The organism is Streptosporangium sp. NPDC048047, from assembly GCF_040653115.1.
In the GTDB taxonomy this organism is placed as follows: domain Bacteria; phylum Actinomycetota; class Actinomycetes; order Streptosporangiales; family Streptosporangiaceae; genus Streptosporangium.
The window spans coordinates 23,923-42,893 of the sequence record NZ_JBEZNH010000063.1; the positions used below are offsets into that span (position 1 = coordinate 23,923).

Here is an 18,971-nt window from a genome sequence, read left to right on the forward strand (position 1 = left end):
TGCCCCGCCCCGACGCCGGGGGCGGTCAGGGCTCCTCGGCCCCGGCGAGCAGCGCCTCGGCCTCCTCATCGCTCAGCGCGGTCAGCTCCTCGATCAGCAGCCGTTCCGCCTCCTCGGCCAGGGCCGCCACCGTGCTCGCGGCGAAGATCGTCTTGATCGGCACCTCGACGCCGGTGGCCCGCCTGATCCGGGCGGCCACCCGGGTGGCCAGCAGCGAGTGGCCGCCGAGGTCGAAGAAGTCGTCGAAGACGCCGACCGGGCCCGTGCCGAGCAGCTCCTCCCAGATCGAGGCCACCAGCCGCTCGCCGTCGGTCCGCGGGAGGACCCGCGCCGCCGCCGGGGCGGCCTGCGGCTCGGGGAGCGCGGCCCGGTCCACCTTGCCGCCCGGGGTGAGCGGCAGGGCGTCGAGCCGTACCCAGCCCGTCGGGACGAGCTGGCGCGGGAGCGCCCGCTCCAGGCGGGCGCGGAGGTCCGCCGGGTCGGCGGTGCCGGTGACGTAGGCGACGAGCTCCCCGCCCCGCGCGGTGACGAACGCCTGCCCCACACCGGGGCAGGCCAGCAGGCGGCTCTCCACCTCGCCCGGCTCGATCCGGAAACCCCGCACCTTCAGCTGGCCGTCCAGCCGCCCGAGGAACTCCAGCCGCCCGTCCAGTCGGCGGCGCACCCGGTCGCCGGTGCGGTAGCGGCGCGCCCCGGGCCGTCCGCCGGGGTCGGGCACGAAGGCGGCGGCGGTGAGGGCGGGCCGGCCCAGGTAGCCGCGCGCCACCCCGGCCCCGCCGACGACCAGTTCCCCGGCCGCACCGGAGGGCAGCGGCTCTCCCCCGTCGCCGAGCACGTACGCCGTGGTCGCGCCGATCGGGCGGCCGATCGGCGGGCGGCCCGTCGCGGCGTCCGCCCCGAGGTCGCAGGCGGTGGCGATCACCGTCGCCTCGGTCGGGCCGTAGGTGTTGACGAGCCGTACGGCGTCGCCGAACCGGTCACGCCAGCGCGCCACGGCCGCCGCCGAGACCTGCTCGCCGCCCAGGATCACCAGCCGCAGCGCGGCCGGCCAGGCGATCTCCGCCAGGTCCTCGGTCAGCGAGTGCCAGTAGGCGGTCGGCAGGTCCAGTACGGTGACCCGGCCGCCCTCGGGGGAGGCCAGCACGTCGGGCAGGGTCGCCGCGCCGTCGGGCAGGAGCAGCAGCGTGGCCCCGGCGGCCAGGGCCGGGAAGACCTCCTCGACGTGCGCGTCGAAGCTGAGCGAGGCGAACTGGACGACGCGGTCGGCGGGGGTGAGCCCGTAGTCCGCGCGCATCCACCGCACCCGCGCGGCGAGGGCGCCGTGCTCGACCAGCACGCCCTTGGGCACGCCGGTGGAGCCGGAGGTGGTGATGACGTAGGCGGCGTCCCGGGGCGTCACCCCCGCCGGAGGGCCGGCCGTCCCCGGGCCCGGCGGTGACGGGTCGACGGCGGTGAGACCCGCGGGAGCCGCGCGCCGGGTGACAACGTGGGTGGCCGAGGCGTCCGCCAGCGCGAAGGCCAGCCGCTCGTCCGGCACGTCGGGGTCGAACGGGAGATAGGCGGCTCCGGCCCGCCACACGGCGAGCAGCGCGGCGACGGCCTCCGGTGAGCGGGGCAGGCAGACGCCGACGACGTCGCCCGGCCGCACCCCGCCGTCGCGGAGTGCGGCGGCGAGCGCGTCGGCGCGGGCCAGCAGCTCGCCGTAGGTGACCCGCTCGGAGCCGCAGACCACCGCGACGGCGCCGGGCGTCCGCCGCGCGGTCTCGGCGACCATCTCCGGCACCGTCCGCGGTCCGTCTCCGCCAGGGAGGGCCGGGCCGGCGTCGGGGAGGCTCAGTTCGGCCTCGTCGTCGTCCGTCCAGATCCGCAGCGCGGAGACCGGGGTGCCCGGCCCCGCGGCGGCCGACTCCAGCAGCCGCGTGAACCGCCCGGCGAGGCGGCCGATCTCCTCGGCCCCGAACAGCCCGGTGTCGTAGAAGAAGGCCACGGAGAGCCCGCCGGAGCCGTCGTCGCTCCGCCACGCCTCGACCATCAGGTCGGTCTTGACGCGCTGCAGCCCGACGTCGACGTGGGACACCTCCAGGCCGCCGAACGACCGGCGCGGGCCGGCGTCCTGGCTGTGCAGGATGAGCATCGTGCGCAGCAGCGTGTCCGCCGGGTGGCTGAGCTTCTCGAACGGCACGGCGGGGTTGCCCAGGGCGCCCAGGACGTCGCCGCGGGCCCGGCCCACGAGATCGGCGAACGTGGGATCCCCGCTCAGGTCGCCGCGGAGCAGCACCGTCTGGGAGACGTATCCCACCATCGGCTCCAGCTCGACCCGTTCCCGTCCGGCGACGACGCTGCCGACCAGGACGTCCCGCTGCCCGCTGTGCCGGGACAGCAGGACCTGGTAGGCCGCGGTCAGCACGGTGAACAGGGTGGTGCGCGCCGCCCTGGCCAGCTCCTCCAGCGCGCGGACCGTCGCGGGCGCGACCGCGACGCGGTGCAGTCTCCCCTCCCCGGTCGCACCGCCGTCGCGGCGGAACGGCAGCTCGGTCACGGGCGGGCCGGCCAGCCGTTCCAGCCAGTACGGCTCGGCCCGCCCGGCCCGGCGGCGCTGCCAGCGCCCGTAGTCGCCGGCCTGGACCGGCAGCGGGCGCAGGGACGGCTCGACGCCGCGGACCCGCGCCGTGTAGCACTCGGCGAGGTCGTCGAGGACGACGTTCAGCGACCACCCGTCGGCGACGATGTGGTGCATCGTGACGCACAGCAGGTGCTCGCCGCCGGTGACGCGGATCACCGAGACACGCACCGGCGGCCCGGCGGCGAGGTCGAACGGCGTGTCGATCCACTCCGCCGCCAGGCGGTGGGCCTCCCCGTCGTCCACCGGGCCGACCCACTCGACGGGCGGCGGGGCGGGTTCGAGGACCGCCCACGGCACGCCGTCCTCCTCGGCGAACCGGGTGCGCAGGCTCTCGTGCCTGGTCAGCACGTCGGTGAGCGCCCGGGTGAGGGCGTCCTCGTCGAGCGGGCCGCGCAGGCGGCGCGCCAGGTACATGGTGTAGGCGGCGTTTCCCGGGTCGAAACGCTGCAGGAGCCAGAGCCGCTCCTGCGCCGGGGACAGCGGGGCCCTCATGCGCCCGGCGCCATCTCGTCGAGGACGGCGGCCAGCTCGTCGGCGTCGAGGCCGTCGAGCTCGTCGCGCAGCGCGGCGATCTCGGACAGGTCGAGGTCGTCGTCGAGGCGTTCCAGCTCACCGGCGAGCCCGGCGATCGTGGGGTTCTCGAAGAACGCCACGATCGGCACGGCGGCGCCGTAGCGGGACTGGACGCGGGCGATGATCTGGGCCGCGGTCAGCGAGTGCCCGCCGAGGTCGAAGAAGTCGTCGTCCACTCCGACGGGCTCGCCGAGCCCCAGCACCTCGGCCCACATCGAGGCCAGCTCGTCCTCCACGGCCGTCCCCGGGGCCCGGTAGGCGGTGATCCTGGCGGGCGCGGCCTCCGGCGGCGGCAGCGCCGCGCGGTCGAGCTTGCCGTTGGGGGTGAGCGGCAGCGCCGGGAGCGTCACGAGGTGGGCGGGGACCATGTACTCCGGCAGGCTCCGGCGGAGCCGCTCACGCAGCCCCGGCCACAGGTCCGCGCCCGCGGGCGGCGTCGCGCCCCCGGACGGCGCCGGCCCCCCGGGGGGCTCGCCCGCCACCGTGCCGGGGCCCGCGGGGGGCTCGTCCCCGGCGGGGACCACGTAGGCCACCAGCCGGGGCGAGCCGTCGGGTCCGGTCCACACGCCCGCCGCGGCCTGCCGTACCTCCGGGGCGGCGCGCAGCGCGGTCTCGATCTCCCCCAGCTCGATCCGGAAGCCGCGGATCTTGACCTGCTGGTCGGCCCGGCCGAGGTACTCCAGGCGCCCCCCGGGGCCGAGGCGGACGAGGTCGCCGGTGGCGTACATGCGCGCCCCGGGCCGGCCGGACCAGGGGTCGGGCAGGAAGCGGTCCGCGGTCCTGGCGGGCATGCCGTGGTAGCCGCGTGTCACGCCCGTCCCGCCGATGTGCAGCTCGCCGACCTCGCCGCCGGGCACCGGCAGCCCGGTGTCGTCCAGGACGTACAGCGACGTCTCGGCGATCGCCTCCCCCAGGTCGATCGGGGCCGGGGAGGGCAGGACCCCTCCGGCGGCGGACCACACGGTGGTCTCCGTGGGGCCGTAGACGTTCCACAGGCGGGCGCCGCCGGCCAGCAGTTCGTCGGCCAGGTCGCGGGGCAGGGCCTCGCCGCCGCACAGCCGGGTCCGCACGGCCTCCGGGACTCCGCCGGCCTCCAGCAGGATCCGCCACGTCGCGGGGGTGGCCTGCATGACCGTGACCCCCTCGGCGAGGGCCAGTTCCCGCAGCGCCCGGCCGTCGGACGCCTCGCGGGCGTCCGCCAGCACCACCCGGGCCCCGACGGACAGCGGCAGCAGCAGCTCCAGCACCGAGATGTCGAACGACAGGGTGGTGACGGCCAGCCACCGGTCGGCCGGGGTGAGGCCGAGCAGACCGGCGAACGAGACGAGCAGGTTCGTCACCGCCTCACGCGGGACCGCCACGCCCTTGGGACGTCCGGTGGAGCCGGAGGTGTAGATCAGGTAGGCCAGCGCGCCCGGCGGCGTGGGATCGTCCCCGGCGGGAGCCGCCGTGGCCGGAGCGGCGCCGTCTCCCCCGGCCGGGAAGCAGGGGGCGAGGACGTCGCCGTACCCCGAGGCGTCGCCGTACGCCTGGGCGCCGCCGTACGCCAGGACGTCGCCGTATACCGGGGCGTCGCCGTACGCCGGATCCGCGCCGGGTGCGCCGGGGACGGCGGCGCGGCGGGCGTCCGCCGGAGCGGCGCCGTCCCACCCGAGCCGCAGCACCCGGGACACGCCGCGCAGCAGGTCGCCGTCCACCCCGTCCTGGGTCAGCACCAGGTCGATCCCGGCGTCCTCGCGCACCATCCGGAGCCGGTCGGCGGGGAAGGCCGGGTCGAGCGGGACGTACGCGCCGCCGGCCGCCCAGACCGCCAGGAGCGCGACCACCATCCCGGGGGTGCGCTCCATGCACAGCCCGACGAGGGACTCCGGGCCGACGCCGTGCCCGCGCAGCACCGCCGCCAGGTCGTCCACCCGCCGGCACAGCTCGCGGTAGGTCAGCTCGCCCCCGCTCCCGGTGACCGCCACCGCCTCGGGGGCCGCCTCCAGCCGGCGCCGGACCAGCCCCGGCAGGGTCACCGGTTCCGTTCCCGTCGTCTGCGCCGCCGGTCGTGCCGTCGGTCGTGCGGTCGTCGTTGTCATCGCCGTCGTCGTCACGGTCGGATGCCTTTCAGGTCGGACAGCCGGAGTCCGGGGTCGGCCCCGGCGCGCTCCACCAGTTCGGTGAAGGCCCCGGCCAGCCGCCGCGCGGTCCCGGCGGAGAAGACGTCGCTGTTGTAGTCGAGGTGGCCGCCCAGTCCCTCGGGCGCGCGCCAGGCGTCCACCGACACCTCGGCCTTGGTACGGCCCGCCGCCGGGACCGGGTAGACCTCGGCCTCGAGGTCGGCCATGGAGGTCCGCAGCAGGTCGTCCTTGGGCAGGTTGTGCAGGTTGAACATCACCTGGAAGAGCGGCGGGCGGCTCAGGTCGCGGGGCAGGCGCAGCGCGCCGAGGATCCGCTCGAAGGGCACCTCGGCGTGCTGCATGCCGGTGAACACCGCCCTGCGGGTCCGGCCGAGCAGCTCCTCGAAGGTCGGGTCGCCCGACAGGTCGGCGCGCAGCACCATGGTCGTGGCGAAGTAGCCGATCAGCGGCTGCAGCTCGGTCCGGCTCCGCCCGGCGACCGGCACCCCGACGCACAGGTCCTCCTGCCCGGCGGCCAGCCCGAGGACCGCCTGGTAGGCGGCGAGCAGGGCCATGAACAGGGTGCAGCGCCGCTTCCTGGCGGTCTCCTCCAGCCGGGAGACCACCTCGTCGGGTACGGCCAGCTCCACCCGCCCGCCCCGGCCGGTCCAGCGCGGAGGGCGGGGACGGTCCGCGGGCAGGTCGAGGACGGGCACGCCGGCGAGCGTCCGCGTCCAGTAAGCCAGGTGGGCGCCGTCGTCGTGCCCGGCCCGGCGCCGCTCCTCGGCCGCGACCTCGGTGTACCGCACGGGCAGCTCGGCCAGGACCGGCTCGCGTCCCTCGCGGTACGCGGCGTAGCACTCGGCGAGCTCCCGCATGAGGACGTCCAGCGACCATCCGTCCACCACGATGTGGTGCAGGACGATGCAGAGCACGAACTCCCCGGCGGCCAGGCGCAGCAGCGCCACCCGCAGCGGCGGGTCGTTCTCCAGGTCGAAGGGCCGGTTGACGAACTCCACGACGGCGGGCGCGGGGTCGCCGGTGACGTCGGCGCATTCCACGGTGACGGGCGCGGCGGGCACGATGACCTGCACGGGGCGGTCCCCGGCCAGGCGGAAGCGGGCGCGCAGCACGTCGTGCCGTTGGGTCACCCGGGTGAAGGCGGCGGCGAGCCCCTCGGCGTCCACCGGGCCGCGCAGCGTCACGCACCAGGGGGTGTGGTAGGCGGTGTCGGCCGGGTCGAAGCGGCTGAGGAACCACAGCCGCTCCTGCCCGAACGACAGCGGCCACTCCTCCGTCCCGGCTGTCCCGGCGTCGTTCCCGGAACCGGTCCCCGACGTGTCCGCCGTGTCCGCCGTACCCGCGACGTCGCCGGCCGTCCCTGAGCCGGCGGCCCGCTCACGGGCGCGAGCGAGCAGTGCGCGGCGCTCCCCCGGCGGCAGCGCGGCCAGGCGGCCGAGCAGCGCGGCCCGCCGGTCGGCGCTCATCGGACGCCTCCCCCGGCGGCCACGTCCTCGGCGGCCCTGACGGCGCGTGCGGCCTCCACGGGCACGGCCTCCGTGGGCACGGCCACCGCGGGAACGGTCTCCACGCGCGCGGCCTCCACGGGCACGGCCTCCGTGGGCTCCATGGGATCCGTCCCCGCGTCCCCGCCCGCCGCTCCGGGCGTTCCCGGACCGCTCCCGTGGGGCCGGGTGACCGGGGTGATCCCGCACAGTTCCGCGACCGCGCCGAGCGGCACCTCCCCGGCCACACTGCTCACCAGCAGGGTCTCCATCCCCAGCAGCAGCTCGTGGGCGGTGGAACGGGGCAGGCGGGCGGTGTCCACCAGCAGGTGGAGGCCGCAGGTGTGGGTGGCGGGGGTGGTGGAGAAGAACACCGTCGCGTCCACCTCGGGCCACGCGCCGACGGGGAACGTCCGGGTCCGCCCGGTGAGCGCCGCGATCGCGGCGGGATCGCCGGGCGGCTCGACCCGGGGCAGGTTGGGCCAGTGGCCGACGGACCGCGCGTCGTTGAAGTAGGCCGACAGGTCCACGGTCCCGCCGCGTTCCCGTCCGACCTCCTCGCGCAGCGCCATCATCGCGAACGGGTCGTAGTGCGCGTTGCGGTAGGCGGTCAGCGCCCGCCCGTGCCCGGTCCGCGCCGCGTCGGCGAAGGTCCCGCCGGACAGGTCGAGGACGAAAAGTCCGTCCTGTACGGCGGTGCCCGCCATCGCGCCGGTCCTGGGGTCGTGCCGGTTGGCGACGATGAGCTGCATGGCCACCCGGCGGTGCCCGGTCAGCGCGTACAGCAGCACGGCGCTCGCGGTGGTCAGCACGCTGGCGGTGCTGACCGACCAGCGTTCCGCCAGCGTCTCGGCCGCCGCGGCGATGGCGGCCGACTCCATGCCGATCCGGACGAACCGCGGCTCCTCCGGGGTGACGCCGGGGAAGTCGAACAGGGTTAGGGGCGTCGTCTCCAGCTCCGCCCGCCAGTGCCGCAACGCCCTGGCCCCGCGCGCGGCGCCGGCCCCTTCGCGTTCGAATCCGGCCTGGTCGAGCGGCTGCCAGGCGGGGGCGGGCAGTTCCCGCCCGGCGAGCAGCGCCTTCCAGTCTGCGGCGAGGATGTCCAGCGTCCAGGCGTCCACCGCGAGGTGGGACAGGGCGAAGGCGATCGCCCGGGGCCGTCCCTCGCCGGTCACGACGACGCAGCGCAGCGGCGGCTCGGCGGCGTAGTCGAACCCGGTGGAGGCCAGTCCGGCGGCGATCTCCGCGGCCACGGCGAGCGGCCTGGCCTGCCCGGCCTCGGCCACCCCGACCGTCAGCCGGCCCTGCCGGGCCACCCGCTGCACGGGCCCTTCGGGGGTCTGCGCGCAGGTCGTGCGGAGCGTCTCGTGCCGCTCGACGAGCCCGCGCAGCGCGGCGAGGACCGCGTCGAGGTCGTACCGGCCGGGGACGGGCAGCGTCCAGGGCATGTTGAAGTACGGGTCGCCGTCGTCCAGCCACCGGGTCAGCCGCCAGAACGCCTGCTGGCCCCAGGTGAGCGGGGCCTCCCCGCCGCGCGCGCCGGCGAACTCGACCGTCACGGACGCCCGCCGGGCGGCGGGGTCGCCCGTCACCGGGACCCGGCGATCTCACCGGTCACGCCGGCGACGGTCGGGGTGTCGATGAACAGCTCGAAGGACAGCTCTACGCCGAACCGGTCGCGGACCCGGGCGATGATCTGCGTGATGGTCAGTGAGTGGCCGCCGAGGTCGAACAGGTCGTCGTCCGGCTCGATCTCGTCCACGTCCAGCAGCTCCCGCCAGATCGCGGTGACCTCGGCGATGATCTCGGCGTCGGCGCCCGTGCCGGCATCTGGGCCGACGTCCGTGCCGCTCCCGGAGCCGACGACGCCGGAGCCCGCGGTGAGGCCCGTGCCGGCCGCCCGGGCAGCGTCCGCCGGGGCCGCGACGGCGGGACCCTGCACGCGGGACGGCAGCGGCAGCTCGCCGAGCGGGGCGTCGGGCCGGGCCGCGGCGCCGCGCAGCAGCGCGACGAGGTCGGCGGCGACGCTCTCGCATCCGGCCCGGTCGATGGCCCGGGGGTTGAACAGCAGCCGCGCCTCCGGCCCCTCGGGTGCGTCCACCACCTGCAGGTGCAGGGTGTTGCGGACCGCGCCGTTGAACATCGCCCAGTCCACCAAGGCGTCCAGGCCGTCGAAGGCGGGGGCCGGGCCGGTGCGGCGGCGGTAGCTGACCGAGACGGGGGTGAGGGCGCTGCGCGGGCTGATCCCGCCCAGGGCACGGGCCAGCGGCACCTCGCGGTGCCGGTAGACGGCCCGCAGCTCCTCGCGCGTCCTCCGGGCGAACTCGGCGAACGTGCCGCTCTCCCAGGCGGCCTCGGCGGCCGCGCCGCTCTCGCGGGGGGACCCGGCGGACGCGCCGCCCTCGCCGGCGGACCCGGTGGGCGAGCCGCTCCCACCGGCGGATCCGGCGGACGTGCCGTGCGGCGCGGACACCACGGGAAGCTCGTTGACGAACGGCCCCACGTGGTCGCGGGTCTCCTCCGTCCGGGTGGACAGGTCCGCGGCGACCGCGACCCGCTCGTTGCCGTAGGCGTGCAGCAGCACGTGCAGGGCGGCCATCAGTGCCTCGAAGCGGGTGACGCCCAGCCGTTCGGCGACCGCGGCGAGCCCGGAGCCGAGTGCGGCGGCGTCGAGTCCGGCCGTCTCACCGGGGGCGGCGCGCAGCGACGGGGCCGTCAGACCGGGCAGCAGGATCTCCCGGTCGTCGTGCCACCGTTCCCGCCAGAACTCCGCGGCCGCGGCGATCCCCGCGTCCACCCGGTCCTGCTCGGCGCGGGCGGCCTCGCCGTACGGCACGGCCAGGGGCGCGAGGGCGCGCCCGCCGTAGGCGGCGGCCAGGTCGGCCAGCACGACGTCCTTGGACATGCCGTCGAAGACGGCGTGGTGGACGACGAGCAGCAGCAGGTGCCGTCCGGGTGCGAGGCGGGCCAGGGTGAACCGGGCCGGCGGGCCGGTCTCCAGGTCGAAGGGCCGGGCGATCTCGGCCTCGACCAGCTCCGCCGCAGCGGCCTCGACGGTCCCGGCGGCCCCGGCGGATCCGGCGGCCCCGGCGTTCCCGGCCTCGTCACCGGCGGGGCCGCCGTTCACACCGCCGTTCACGCCACCGTCCATGACAGCGTTCGCGCCGCCGTTCGTGACGGTGTTCGCGCCGCCGTCCGCGTCGCCGGTCAGGTCCGTGAAGCGGACCTGCGGGGGCGTCCGGCCGGGGAGCAGGCGCAGCAGCCCGTCCCGCTCGGTCATCGCCGCGGCCAGCACGGGGTGGCGGACGGCGACCGCGGCGCAGGCGGCGAGCATCGCGTCCACGTCCAGCGGGCCGTCCAGCCGGACGGCGAGGGGCATGGCGTAGACCCGGCCGCCCGCGCCCGCGCGCTCGGTGACCCACATGCCGTGCTGTGCCAGGGACGCCCGGTCCCACTCGTCGACCAGGGATGCCGTCATGTCGTCGTGCCTTCCGTGCGAGCGGTCGCGGCGGCGTCGAACAGCCCCCGCAACTCCCTTTTGATGACTTTTCCTGACTGGTTCCTGGGCAGGGTGTCGACGACGAGCACCCGTTCGGGGATCTCGTGTCCGGCCAGGCGTTCCGTCAGGAAGGCGCGCAGCCCGCTGCCGGTGACCCCGCCGGAGCGCGGGACGACGGCCGCGGCGATCGCGGTGCCGAGCACCGGGTGCGGCAGGCCGACCACCGCGGCCTCCGCGACGTCCGGGTGCTCGTAGAGAGCCGCCTCCACCTGGAGGGTCGAGACCTTGAACGCGCCCGACTTGACCACGTCGCTCTCCCGGTCCAGGAGGTGGAGGTAGCCGTCGGCGTCGAGGCGGCCGAGGTCGCCCATCCGGACCCAGCCGTCGCGGAACGCCTCGGCGTCGGCCCGCTCGTCGCGGTAGTAGGAGCGGGGCGCGGTGGGTGAGCGCATCCAGACCTCGCCGGCCTCCCCCGGCGGCAGCGGCTCGCCGTCCGGGCCGGCGATCCGCAGCGAGCCGCCGAACGCGGGCCTGCCCAGCGCCCCGGGCCGGGACGGGTCGTAGATCATGATGGTCTGGGCGGGCGCGGCCTCGGTGGAGGTGTAGTAGTTCGTGATCGTGGCGTTGGGGAACGCCTCCGCCAGCCGCGCCGCGACCGCCGGGGGCAGGGCCGAGGCGGCCGACCCCAGCAGCACGACGCTCGACAGGTCGCGGCGGGTGTGCAGGCCGGCGTTGAGCAGTTCGATCGCCATCGCCGGGACGACGAACACCGTGCCGACCCGGTGGGTCTCGATCAGCCGGGTGAACCGGCCCGGGGTGAACCGGCCGAGGGTGAGCACCGCCGGGCGGGCGTCGAGGGCGTTGAGCAGCATGGTCTGCCCGGCGTTGGTGCCGATCGGGAAGGCGTGCAGCAGGTGGCGCGAGTGCCCGAACCTGCGGCGGTTGGGCCGGGTCTCGCAGCCGTGGGCCAGGTTGGCGTGGCTGGCGGCCACGCCCTTGGGCACGCCGGTCGTGCCGGAGGTGTAGAGGATCTGGGCGAGGTCCCCCGGCCCGACCCGCACGTCCACCGGCCCGGCCGCGTCCCCCTCCAGCTCCGCGGGACGCAGGACGGGGTGGTCGCCCGGCGGCGGGGTGAGGTCGCGGCCGGCCACGACGGCCGAGGCGGCGCAGTGCCCGAGCATGTGCCGGACCTCGGCGGGCGCGAGGCGCTCCGACAGCGGCACGGCGACGGCCCCGGCCCGCTGGACCGCGCAGTAGGCGACGGCGAAGTCCACCCAGTCCCAGCCGCCGAACAGCAGCCCGACCCGGTCGCCGTGCCGTACCCCCCGGTCGAGGAGGCCGTGCGCGACGGCGTCCGCGCGGCGGTCCCAGTCGGCGAACGTCATCGACCCGCCACCCTCGACGACCAGCGCCTCCCGGTCGGGGTCCTGGGCCGCGCGCAGGCGCAGCATCTCCGGCACTGTCCTCGGGACGGGTACGGCCGGCGCGCCCGCCCCGCCCGTCGCGCCCGCCGTCCTCACCGCGTCCCCTCGGCCACGTGGCCGGCCAGCAGCGGGAAGCTGTCGAGGTAGGCGGCGCCGCCGTCGAGGTCGAGGACGACGTCGAACTCCTCCTCCACCGCGTCGATGAGGCGCAGCAGCGCGAGCGAGGTGACGCCGAGCGCGGACAGGGGAACGCCGGGGGACGACGTGCCGGTGGCGAGGATCTCCTCGGGCGTGACACGGCCGTCGCAGGCGTCGGAGATCATCTGGGCCAGCCGGGCCGCGAGACCGGCGTCCACGGGGCCGGCGTCCGCCGGGCTCCCGGCGTACCCGGCGGAGTCCCCCGCGACGGTGTCCCGGGCGGTCATGCCCGCGACCGCCGGAGGCTGAGCGGGCGCATGTCCGTCCACACCCGGTCGATGTGGGCGAGGCAGTCCTCCCTCGGCCCCTCGAACCCCTCGGCCCGCCAGCCCTCGGGCAGTTCCCGGCCCGCGGGCCAGACGGAGTACTGCTCCTCATCGTTCAGCACCACGAGGAAACTCATGCGATGACCTCTTCCTTCTTCTCCGTCTTGTCGGTGTCCGTCACGCTCCGCGCGGTGTCCGTCCCGGCGACCGTCGCGGCGTTCGCGGTGTCCCTCCGGGCGTCCCGCTCCGCGTCCGGCGCGGAACCCGTACCGGCGTCCGTGCGGGGATCCGTCCCGGCGCCGCTTCCGGCGGCGCCGGTGGTACGGCTCCGCACCGCCTCGAACCCGACCAGGTCGTCGGGGAGCGCGTCCGGCACGTCGGTGTCGAACCGCGCCAGCACCGGCACCCGCATCGCGATCAGCGCGACGGCCGCGATGGCCAGGCCGAAGCAGGTGTACATGAACCCGATGCCGCGGCCCGCCCCGGTGCCGATCAGCGCGCCGACGGTGTCCGCCAGCGGCCCGCCGGGCGCCAGCAGCGGCTCGAACACCTGCCCGCCGTACGGCGCGACCAGGCCGAAGCCGATGGGCAGCGTGGACCAGGCGACGAGGGTGTTGAGCGCGATGACCCTGCCGTGGAACCGCTGCGGCACCTTGACCTGGATGATCGTGGCGTAGACGCCGTTGAGCAGGGTCAGGCAGATCGACATGCCGAACGCGCCGGCCGCGATCAGCGGCAGGCTCGCCTGCAGACCGGTGAGCACGCAGAACACCGACAGGGCGAGCGTGGCCAGCAGCACGCCGCGCAGCCGCCGGCGGCGCGGGCCGCCCCAGGCGGTCATCGCGAACCCGCCGAGGAAGACGCCGAGGCCGCCGAAGAACGAGACCCGGCCGACGTCGTCGAGCCCGGCGAACGACAGCACCAGCGGGGAGATCATCAGGAACAGCGGCGACAGGAAGACGTTGAGCGCCGCGAAGAACAGCAGCATGCCGCGGAAGCCGGGGTTGCCCCACGAGTGGCGGACACCGTTCATCATCTCGGCCATGACGCTCTCGCGGCGGCGCCACGGCATTCCCGCGGGGAACCGTACGAACAGCAGGACACCCGTGGCGATCGCGTAGCTGACGACGTCGATGACGAGGATGCCGCCGAGCCCGATGGTCGCCATCAGGCCGGTCGCGATCAGCGGCACGACGAGCTGGGCGGTGCCGGTGGCCATCTGCACGACGCCGTTGGCGTGGCCGAGGAACCGCTTGGGGACGAGCTGCGGGATCGCCGAGCCGTACGCGAAGCGCTGGAAGGTGAGCGCGACCGACAGGCAGACCAGCAGCGGGTAGATGTGCTCGGGGGCCAGTGTGCCGGTCCATGCCAGCACGCCCAGGATGAGCTGGGTCCCGCCGGCGGCGATGTCCCCGGCGAGCATGACCTTCCGCCGGTCGTAGCGGTCGACGATGGCGCCGGCGAGCGGCGCCACCAGCATGCCGGGCACCAGCCCCAGCACCGCGAACAGCGCGAACTTCGTCAGCGAGCCGGTGGTGAGGTAGATCCAGATCGGGATGGCGAACTCGGTCAGCGCCGACCCGGTGATCGACACGAGCTGTCCGACCGCGACCAGCAGGAACCGCCGCATGCTCGGCCGCGGCGACCTCGGCGTGACTCCGGCGTCGCCGGGGCCCTCACCGGAACCCTCGCCGTGGACGAGACGCAGCGCGGGCCTGCGGTCCCCCGGATCCCGCCCGGCGTCCGCGTCCCCGCCGGGCCCTCGCCCGGTCCCCGGGGGCGCGCCGGACCGGCCGGCCGCGTCCGCGCCGGCCTCTCCGGCGGACCCCTCCCGCCCGTCCGGTCCGCCGGGTTCGCCGGCGTCCGCGTACCCGGTCTCCTCCGCCGGGGCGTCCGGTCCGCGGAAGCCCTGCAGCCACCAGGTGGACTCCTCCGTACGGCGCAGCGCCGCGGTCCGCCCCTCGGCCATGGCCCGGTGGGTGCCGGTGAGGATGTCGGCCAGCTCCACGGCCCGGTACTTGACGAAGAAGTGCCCGGCCTCGTCGAGCACCACGCACGCGGCGGTGTCCGACAGCCGCAGCCACTCCAGGTAGCGCTCCTGGTAGAACTCGGCGGCCGGGTCCCGCTCCCCCACGACCGAGATGACCGGAGCCGCCAGCGGCTCGCGTTCCTCCTCGAACAGGCGGGTGAAGTAGCGCTCGGCCGTCCGGGTGCCCTTGCGGCGGTTGGCGATGATCAGCTTGAGCTGGTCGCGGTCGAACTCCTCGACGTCCAGGCCGGCCGCGGCGAGCGCGTTGATCCGGCCCTGGTCGGAGGTCAGCCGGTCCATGAGGTCGCCGAACCAGTCCAGGCCGCGGCCCGGCTTGGCGAAGGGGAACACCCCGCCCAGGTAGACCGCCTCGATGGGACGGCCGGCCTCCTGGAGGAGGCGGGCGATCTCGGCGACGAGCATGACGCCGAGACCGCAGTGGCCGTAGAGCACCAGCGGGCCGTCGATCCCGGCGAGGATCTCCTCGGCGCATCCGCGCGCCACCTCGTCGAGGGGCCGGGCCTCCTCGCCCAGCTCGTGGCCGGGCACCGCGACCGAGTACAGCGCCCAGTCGCCGGGCAGCGCGTCGGCCAGCGGCTGGTAGATCACCGCGCTGCCGCCGCCGAACGGCACGCACACCAGCGTCGCGGTCGCGGCGCGAGCGGGGGTGAGCCGGTGCAGCAGGCCGCGGGGGCCCTCGTCGCCGCTCTCCAGCAGACGGGCCAGATCGGCGACCGTTCGGTGCTTGAACAGCTCCAGCACGGTGAGCGGCCGGCCGGGGACCTCCTTGCGCAGCCGGGCGACGACCCGCATCGCGAGCAGGGAGTGGCCGCCCAGGTCGAAGAAGTCGTCGAGCGCGCCGACCCTTTCCAGCTCCAGCACGTCCGCCCAGATCGCGGCGACCGTCTCCTCCGCCGGGGTGCGGGGCGGGACGAACCCGATGGCCGGGGCGTCGGCCCCGGGGTCGGGGAGGCGCGACCGGTCCACCTTGCCGTGGGACTTCAGCGGCAGCTCGTCCAGCCACACGTAGCGGGCCGGGATCATGGGGTCGGGGAGCCGGTCGGCCAGCCACGCGCGCAGCTCCGCCGCCCCGGCGGGCGCGGCTTCGGCGGGCACGACCCCCGCGGCTCCGGCGAAGGCGGACGCGGACCCGGCTCCGGCGGTCCCTGCGGGCAGGGCGTCCTCGGAAGCGCCGGCGACTCCGGCGGCCCCGGCCGCTCCTGTGCCCTCCGCGACCAGGTAGGCGACCAGCCGTTCGCCGCGCAGCTCGACGACCGCGTGCGCCACGCCCGGGAAGCGGGCGAGCACCGCCTCCACCTCCGACAGCTCCACCCGGTAGCCGCGGATCTTCACCTGAAGGTCGCGGCGGCCGAGGAACTCCAGGTCGCCGGTGGGCAGCCAGCGGCCGAGGTCTCCGGTCCGGTACATCCGGGCGCCGGGGCCGCCGTCGGGGTCGGGCAGGAACCGGTCGGCGGTCAGGCCGGGCCGTCCCAGGTAGCCGCGGGCCAGCCGGTCACCGCCGAGGTGGATCTCGCCGGGGACGCCGACCGGGACCGGCCGCAGGTTCGCGTCCAGCACCCGGACGCGGGCGCCGGGGAGCGGCGAGCCGATCGGCAGCGCCGTACCGGAGCCGATGTCCGTTTCCGGACCGGCGGACGTCCCCGATCCCGCGGACGTCCCACGCCCGGCGGAGGCCCCCGGGGCGGCGGGGCGGGCCGGTTCGACGGCGTAGGTGGTGACGCCGACGGTCGCCTCGGTGGGGCCGTAGTGGTTGACCACCCGGCACCGTCCGGCCGCCGCCAGCTCCGCGGCCCAGGCGCGCGGCGCTGCCTCTCCGCCCAGGATCAGCAGCTCGGAGGGGAGCAGCTCGTCCATGGGCGTGTCGGCCATCAACGCCGCCAGGTGGGACGGGGTGATCTTCAGGTGGCCGACGCGGTGCTCGCGGAGGTAGGCGGCCAGCTCGGGCCCGGCCGTACGGGACGGGACCAGGTGGAGGGTGCCGCCGCTCATCAGGCACAGGTAGAAGACGGTCACGCCGAAGTCGAAGGCGAGCGACTGCAGCAGCGCGAACGTCCCGCCCGGCTCCACCTCCAGCCGCTCCCGCGCGCCGGCGAGGTAGACGGCGACCTGGCGGTGCTGCACGGCCACGCCCTTGGGCCGTCCGGTGGTGCCGGAGGTGTAGATGACGTAGGCCAGGTCATCCGGGGTGACGCCGCTGTCCACCGGCCCGGGGGCTGGTCCGCCGGGATCCGCCGGATCGACCGCCGGCAGGTCGCCGGGCAGGCGGTCGCGCAGCTCAGGAACGGTGACGACCGCCCGCGCACCGGCGTCGGACAGCACGTAGGCGAGCCGTTCGGCGGGGTGCTCGGGGTCCAGCGGGAGGTAGGCGGCGCCGGACTTCAGCACGCCGAGCACCGCGACCGCGAGGTCGGCCGACTGCTCCAGGCAGATCGCGACCCGGTCGTCCGGGCCCACGCCGAGCCGCCGCAGGGAGTGGGCCAGGTGGCCCGCGCGCCGTTCCAGCTCGGCGTAGGTGAGCGAGTCGTCCCCGGCGACGACGGCGACGGCGTCCGGGGTGCGTACGGCCTGCGCGGAGACGGCCTCGTGCAGCAGGTCGTCACCGGCGGGCCTGGCGGGGGCCGAGCCGCCGAACAGCTCGATCCTGCGGAGCTCGTCCGGCGGGAGCAGCTCCAGCTCGGAGATCGGCGTGTCCGGATCGGCGGCGACGGAGCGCAGCAGGGTCTCGAAGCAGGCGGCCATCCGCTCGATCGTGTCGGGGCGGAACAGCGCGGTGCTGTAGGTGAGGTTGCCGCGCAGCCCCTCGGGCGTCTCGAACAGGTACAGCGCCAGGTCGAAGCGGCTGGCCGAGGTCTCGACCGGGTGGGCGGACATGGTCAGCCCGGGGGTGCGCAGCGGCGCCGACCGGTAGTTCTGCAGTGCGAACATCACCTGGAAGACCGGCGAGCGGCTGACGTCCCGCTCCACGGCCAGTTCGGTGACCAGCCGGTCGAACGGCAGCTCCTGGTGGGCGTAGGCGTCGAGCGCGGTGTCCCTGACCCGGTCGAGGAGCTCGGCGAAGGTGGGGGCGCCCGACAGGTCGGCGCGCATCGGCAGCGAGTTGACGAACACGCCGACCACGCGCTCCAGCTCCGGCAGGTTCCGTCCGGAGACCGGGGAGCCGACCGCGAAGTCCTCCTGCCCGGCGTAGCGACCGAGCAGTACCTGGAAGGCGGCCAGCAGCGTCATGTACGGCGTGGCCCCGCGCGCCCGGCCGGCCTCGGTGACCGCCCGGCTGAGCTCGGGGTCCAGCGCGATGCCGTGGACGGCGCCCTCCCAGCGCTGCTCGGCGGGCCGGGGCAGGTCGGCGGGCAGTTCCAGCGGCGGCAGTCCGGTCAGCTTCTCCCGCCAGTAGCCGACCTCGCGGTCGTAGTCCCGGCCGGCCAGCCAGCAGGCGTAGTCGCCGTACTGCAGCGGCACCGGGGCGAGATCGCCCTCGCCGCCCCGGCGGGCGTCGTGCAGGGCGAGCAGCTCCTCCATGACGATGTCGCAGGACCAGCCGTCGGTGACGGCGTGGTGCATGGTGAGCAGCAGCACGTGGTCGTCCGGGGCGATCCTGACCAGCAGCGCCCGCAGCAGCGGGCCCCGGGCGAGGTCGAAGGGCCGCGCCGTCTCCCGGTCCACCGCGGCGAGGTCGTCGGTGACGGTCAGCTCCACCGCGGGCGTCTCGTCGATCACGACGCCGGGCCCGCCGTCCTCGGTGGTGACCAGCCGGGTGCGCAGGCTCTCGTGCCGGGCGGCCACGTCGGTGAGCGCCCCGGCGAGGGCGTCCTCGTCGATCCCGCCCTCCAGCCGGACCGCGAACGCCACGGTGTAGGCGGCGGTGCCCGGAGCGTACTGCTCCAGGAACCACAGTCGCTCCTGGGCGGGGGACAGCGGCGGCACGGTGCCCGGCGGGCGTGGCGGGACGGCGGTGGTGACGGCCCGGCCGCCCAGCCGCCGGGCCAGCAGCGCCTGTTTGGCCGGCGAGAGACTGGCGTTCGTCACCTGAGGACCTCCGTGCTCAAGGGGGGAGGGGAACGGTGCGGGTTCCCCGGCGGCGGAGTGGGAGAAGCCGCCCTCGCGGGCGGTTTCCATGACGGGCTGCCGGACCGGGTGGCCCGGTCCGGGGACGTGTTCCGATGAGGGTGCGGTGCGGCTGTCCCCCGGCGCCTCGGGGTGCGGGCGCCCGGCGGTACGGGTGCCGGTCCGGGCACTTCGGGGGCCGATGGGGCCGCGATTGGTGGGAGCGTTCCCACGGAGGAGGCTAGGGATCGGCCGCGAATGCCGTCAAGGTTTCAGGGTTGTTTTCAAACTGTCAGGAGTACGGAATACCAGTTGTTAGGGGTTTTTCCGCAGTTAAGGGCGGTTTATCCCGCGACACCCTTTCGGCCGGACCCCTTTCCTGATTGACATGGACCGGGCCGACTTCTACGCTCCGCTGGGAGCGCTCCCATGCCGATGTGCCATTTCGCGGCCGAGCGTGTCGTCCGGTCGCCGACGCCAGGAGCGCCCACGTGACTGTCATCGTCCCCGCGCCCATGGGCACCACGCCCCCGGGCGCACGGAGAACACCACCACCGCCGGAGCAGGAGGACCTGGAACTCCTCCTGTTGATCCGGCACTTCGAGCTCACCCTCCTCCGGCTGTTCGAGGCGGGCGAGCTGAGCGGCACCACCCACACGTGCCTCGGTCAGGAGTACATCCCGGTCGCGC

The 18,971-nt window shown here is 75.7% G+C and carries 9 protein-coding genes and 1 pseudogene; 1 reads left to right on the plus strand and 9 read right to left on the minus strand.

The genetic code is table 11. From position 1 onward, the window contains the following. Positions 1 to 25 precede the first annotated feature (25 nt). The 9 genes from AB0D67_RS33635 to AB0D67_RS33675 form a co-directional block, all read right to left on the minus strand. Positions 26 to 3,115 (minus strand): amino acid adenylation domain-containing protein, encoded by a 3,090-nt coding sequence (locus AB0D67_RS33635; protein ID WP_362944960.1) that lies wholly within the window; start codon positions 3,113 to 3,115, stop codon positions 26 to 28. Next, positions 3,112 to 5,277, minus strand: a complete 2,166-nt coding sequence (locus AB0D67_RS33640; protein ID WP_362944962.1) for a non-ribosomal peptide synthetase — start codon at positions 5,275 to 5,277, stop codon at positions 3,112 to 3,114. Before AB0D67_RS33640 ends, AB0D67_RS33635 begins: the two co-directional genes overlap by 4 nt. 11 nt (positions 5,278 to 5,288) lie before the next feature. Beyond that, complete coding sequence (locus tag AB0D67_RS33645) at positions 5,289 to 6,785, minus strand: condensation domain-containing protein (RefSeq protein WP_362944964.1); 1,497 nt, start codon at positions 6,783 to 6,785, stop codon at positions 5,289 to 5,291. Further along, a complete protein-coding gene (locus AB0D67_RS33650; protein ID WP_362944966.1) occupies positions 6,782 to 8,395 on the minus strand; it encodes a condensation domain-containing protein in 1,614 nt (537 codons plus the stop codon). The genes AB0D67_RS33645 and AB0D67_RS33650 overlap by 4 nt, the downstream gene beginning before the upstream one ends. Beyond that, a complete protein-coding gene (locus AB0D67_RS33655) occupies positions 8,392 to 10,281 on the minus strand; it encodes a condensation domain-containing protein (protein ID WP_362944968.1) in 1,890 nt (629 codons plus the stop codon). The genes AB0D67_RS33650 and AB0D67_RS33655 overlap by 4 nt, the downstream gene beginning before the upstream one ends. After that, positions 10,278 to 11,753, minus strand: coding sequence for an AMP-binding protein (locus AB0D67_RS33660; RefSeq protein WP_362944970.1), 1,476 nt, complete (start codon positions 11,751 to 11,753; stop codon positions 10,278 to 10,280). The genes AB0D67_RS33655 and AB0D67_RS33660 overlap by 4 nt, the downstream gene beginning before the upstream one ends. A gap of 65 nt (positions 11,754 to 11,818) precedes the next feature. Beyond that, complete coding sequence (locus AB0D67_RS33665; protein WP_362944972.1) at positions 11,819 to 12,151, minus strand: acyl carrier protein; 333 nt, start codon at positions 12,149 to 12,151, stop codon at positions 11,819 to 11,821. Further along, positions 12,148 to 12,327: an MbtH family NRPS accessory protein gene (locus tag AB0D67_RS33670; RefSeq protein WP_362944974.1), complete on the minus strand. Its 180-nt coding sequence runs from the start codon at positions 12,325 to 12,327 to the stop codon at positions 12,148 to 12,150. Before AB0D67_RS33670 ends, AB0D67_RS33665 begins: the two co-directional genes overlap by 4 nt. Beyond that, the gene (locus tag AB0D67_RS33675) at positions 12,324 to 18,263 is read right to left on the minus strand and encodes an amino acid adenylation domain-containing protein (protein WP_362944976.1); all 5,940 of its coding nucleotides are present in this window, start codon (positions 18,261 to 18,263) and stop codon (positions 12,324 to 12,326) included. The genes AB0D67_RS33670 and AB0D67_RS33675 overlap by 4 nt, the downstream gene beginning before the upstream one ends. Before the next feature lie 509 nt (positions 18,264 to 18,772). Between AB0D67_RS33675 and AB0D67_RS33680 the strand changes: the two are divergent. Beyond that, positions 18,773 to 18,971, plus strand: a pseudogene (locus tag AB0D67_RS33680) (thiamine pyrophosphate-dependent dehydrogenase E1 component subunit alpha); the annotation flags it as partial.

Excerpts from the sequence above, each read along its gene's own strand:
- AB0D67_RS33635 (WP_362944960.1), bottom strand. The coding sequence starts at position 3,115 with ATGAGGGCCCCGCTGTCCCCGGCGCAGGAGCGGCTCTGGCTCCTGCAG.
- AB0D67_RS33640 (WP_362944962.1), bottom strand. The coding sequence starts at position 5,277 with ATGACAACGACGACCGCACGACCGACGGCACGACCGGCGGCGCAGACG.
- AB0D67_RS33645 (WP_362944964.1), bottom strand. The coding sequence starts at position 6,785 with ATGAGCGCCGACCGGCGGGCCGCGCTGCTCGGCCGCCTGGCCGCGCTG.
- AB0D67_RS33655 (WP_362944968.1), bottom strand. The coding sequence starts at position 10,281 with ATGACGGCATCCCTGGTCGACGAGTGGGACCGGGCGTCCCTGGCACAG.
- AB0D67_RS33660 (WP_362944970.1), bottom strand. The coding sequence starts at position 11,753 with ATGCTGCGCCTGCGCGCGGCCCAGGACCCCGACCGGGAGGCGCTGGTC.
- AB0D67_RS33665 (WP_362944972.1), bottom strand. The coding sequence starts at position 12,151 with ATGACCGCCCGGGACACCGTCGCGGGGGACTCCGCCGGGTACGCCGGG.
- AB0D67_RS33670 (WP_362944974.1), bottom strand. The coding sequence starts at position 12,327 with ATGAGTTTCCTCGTGGTGCTGAACGATGAGGAGCAGTACTCCGTCTGG.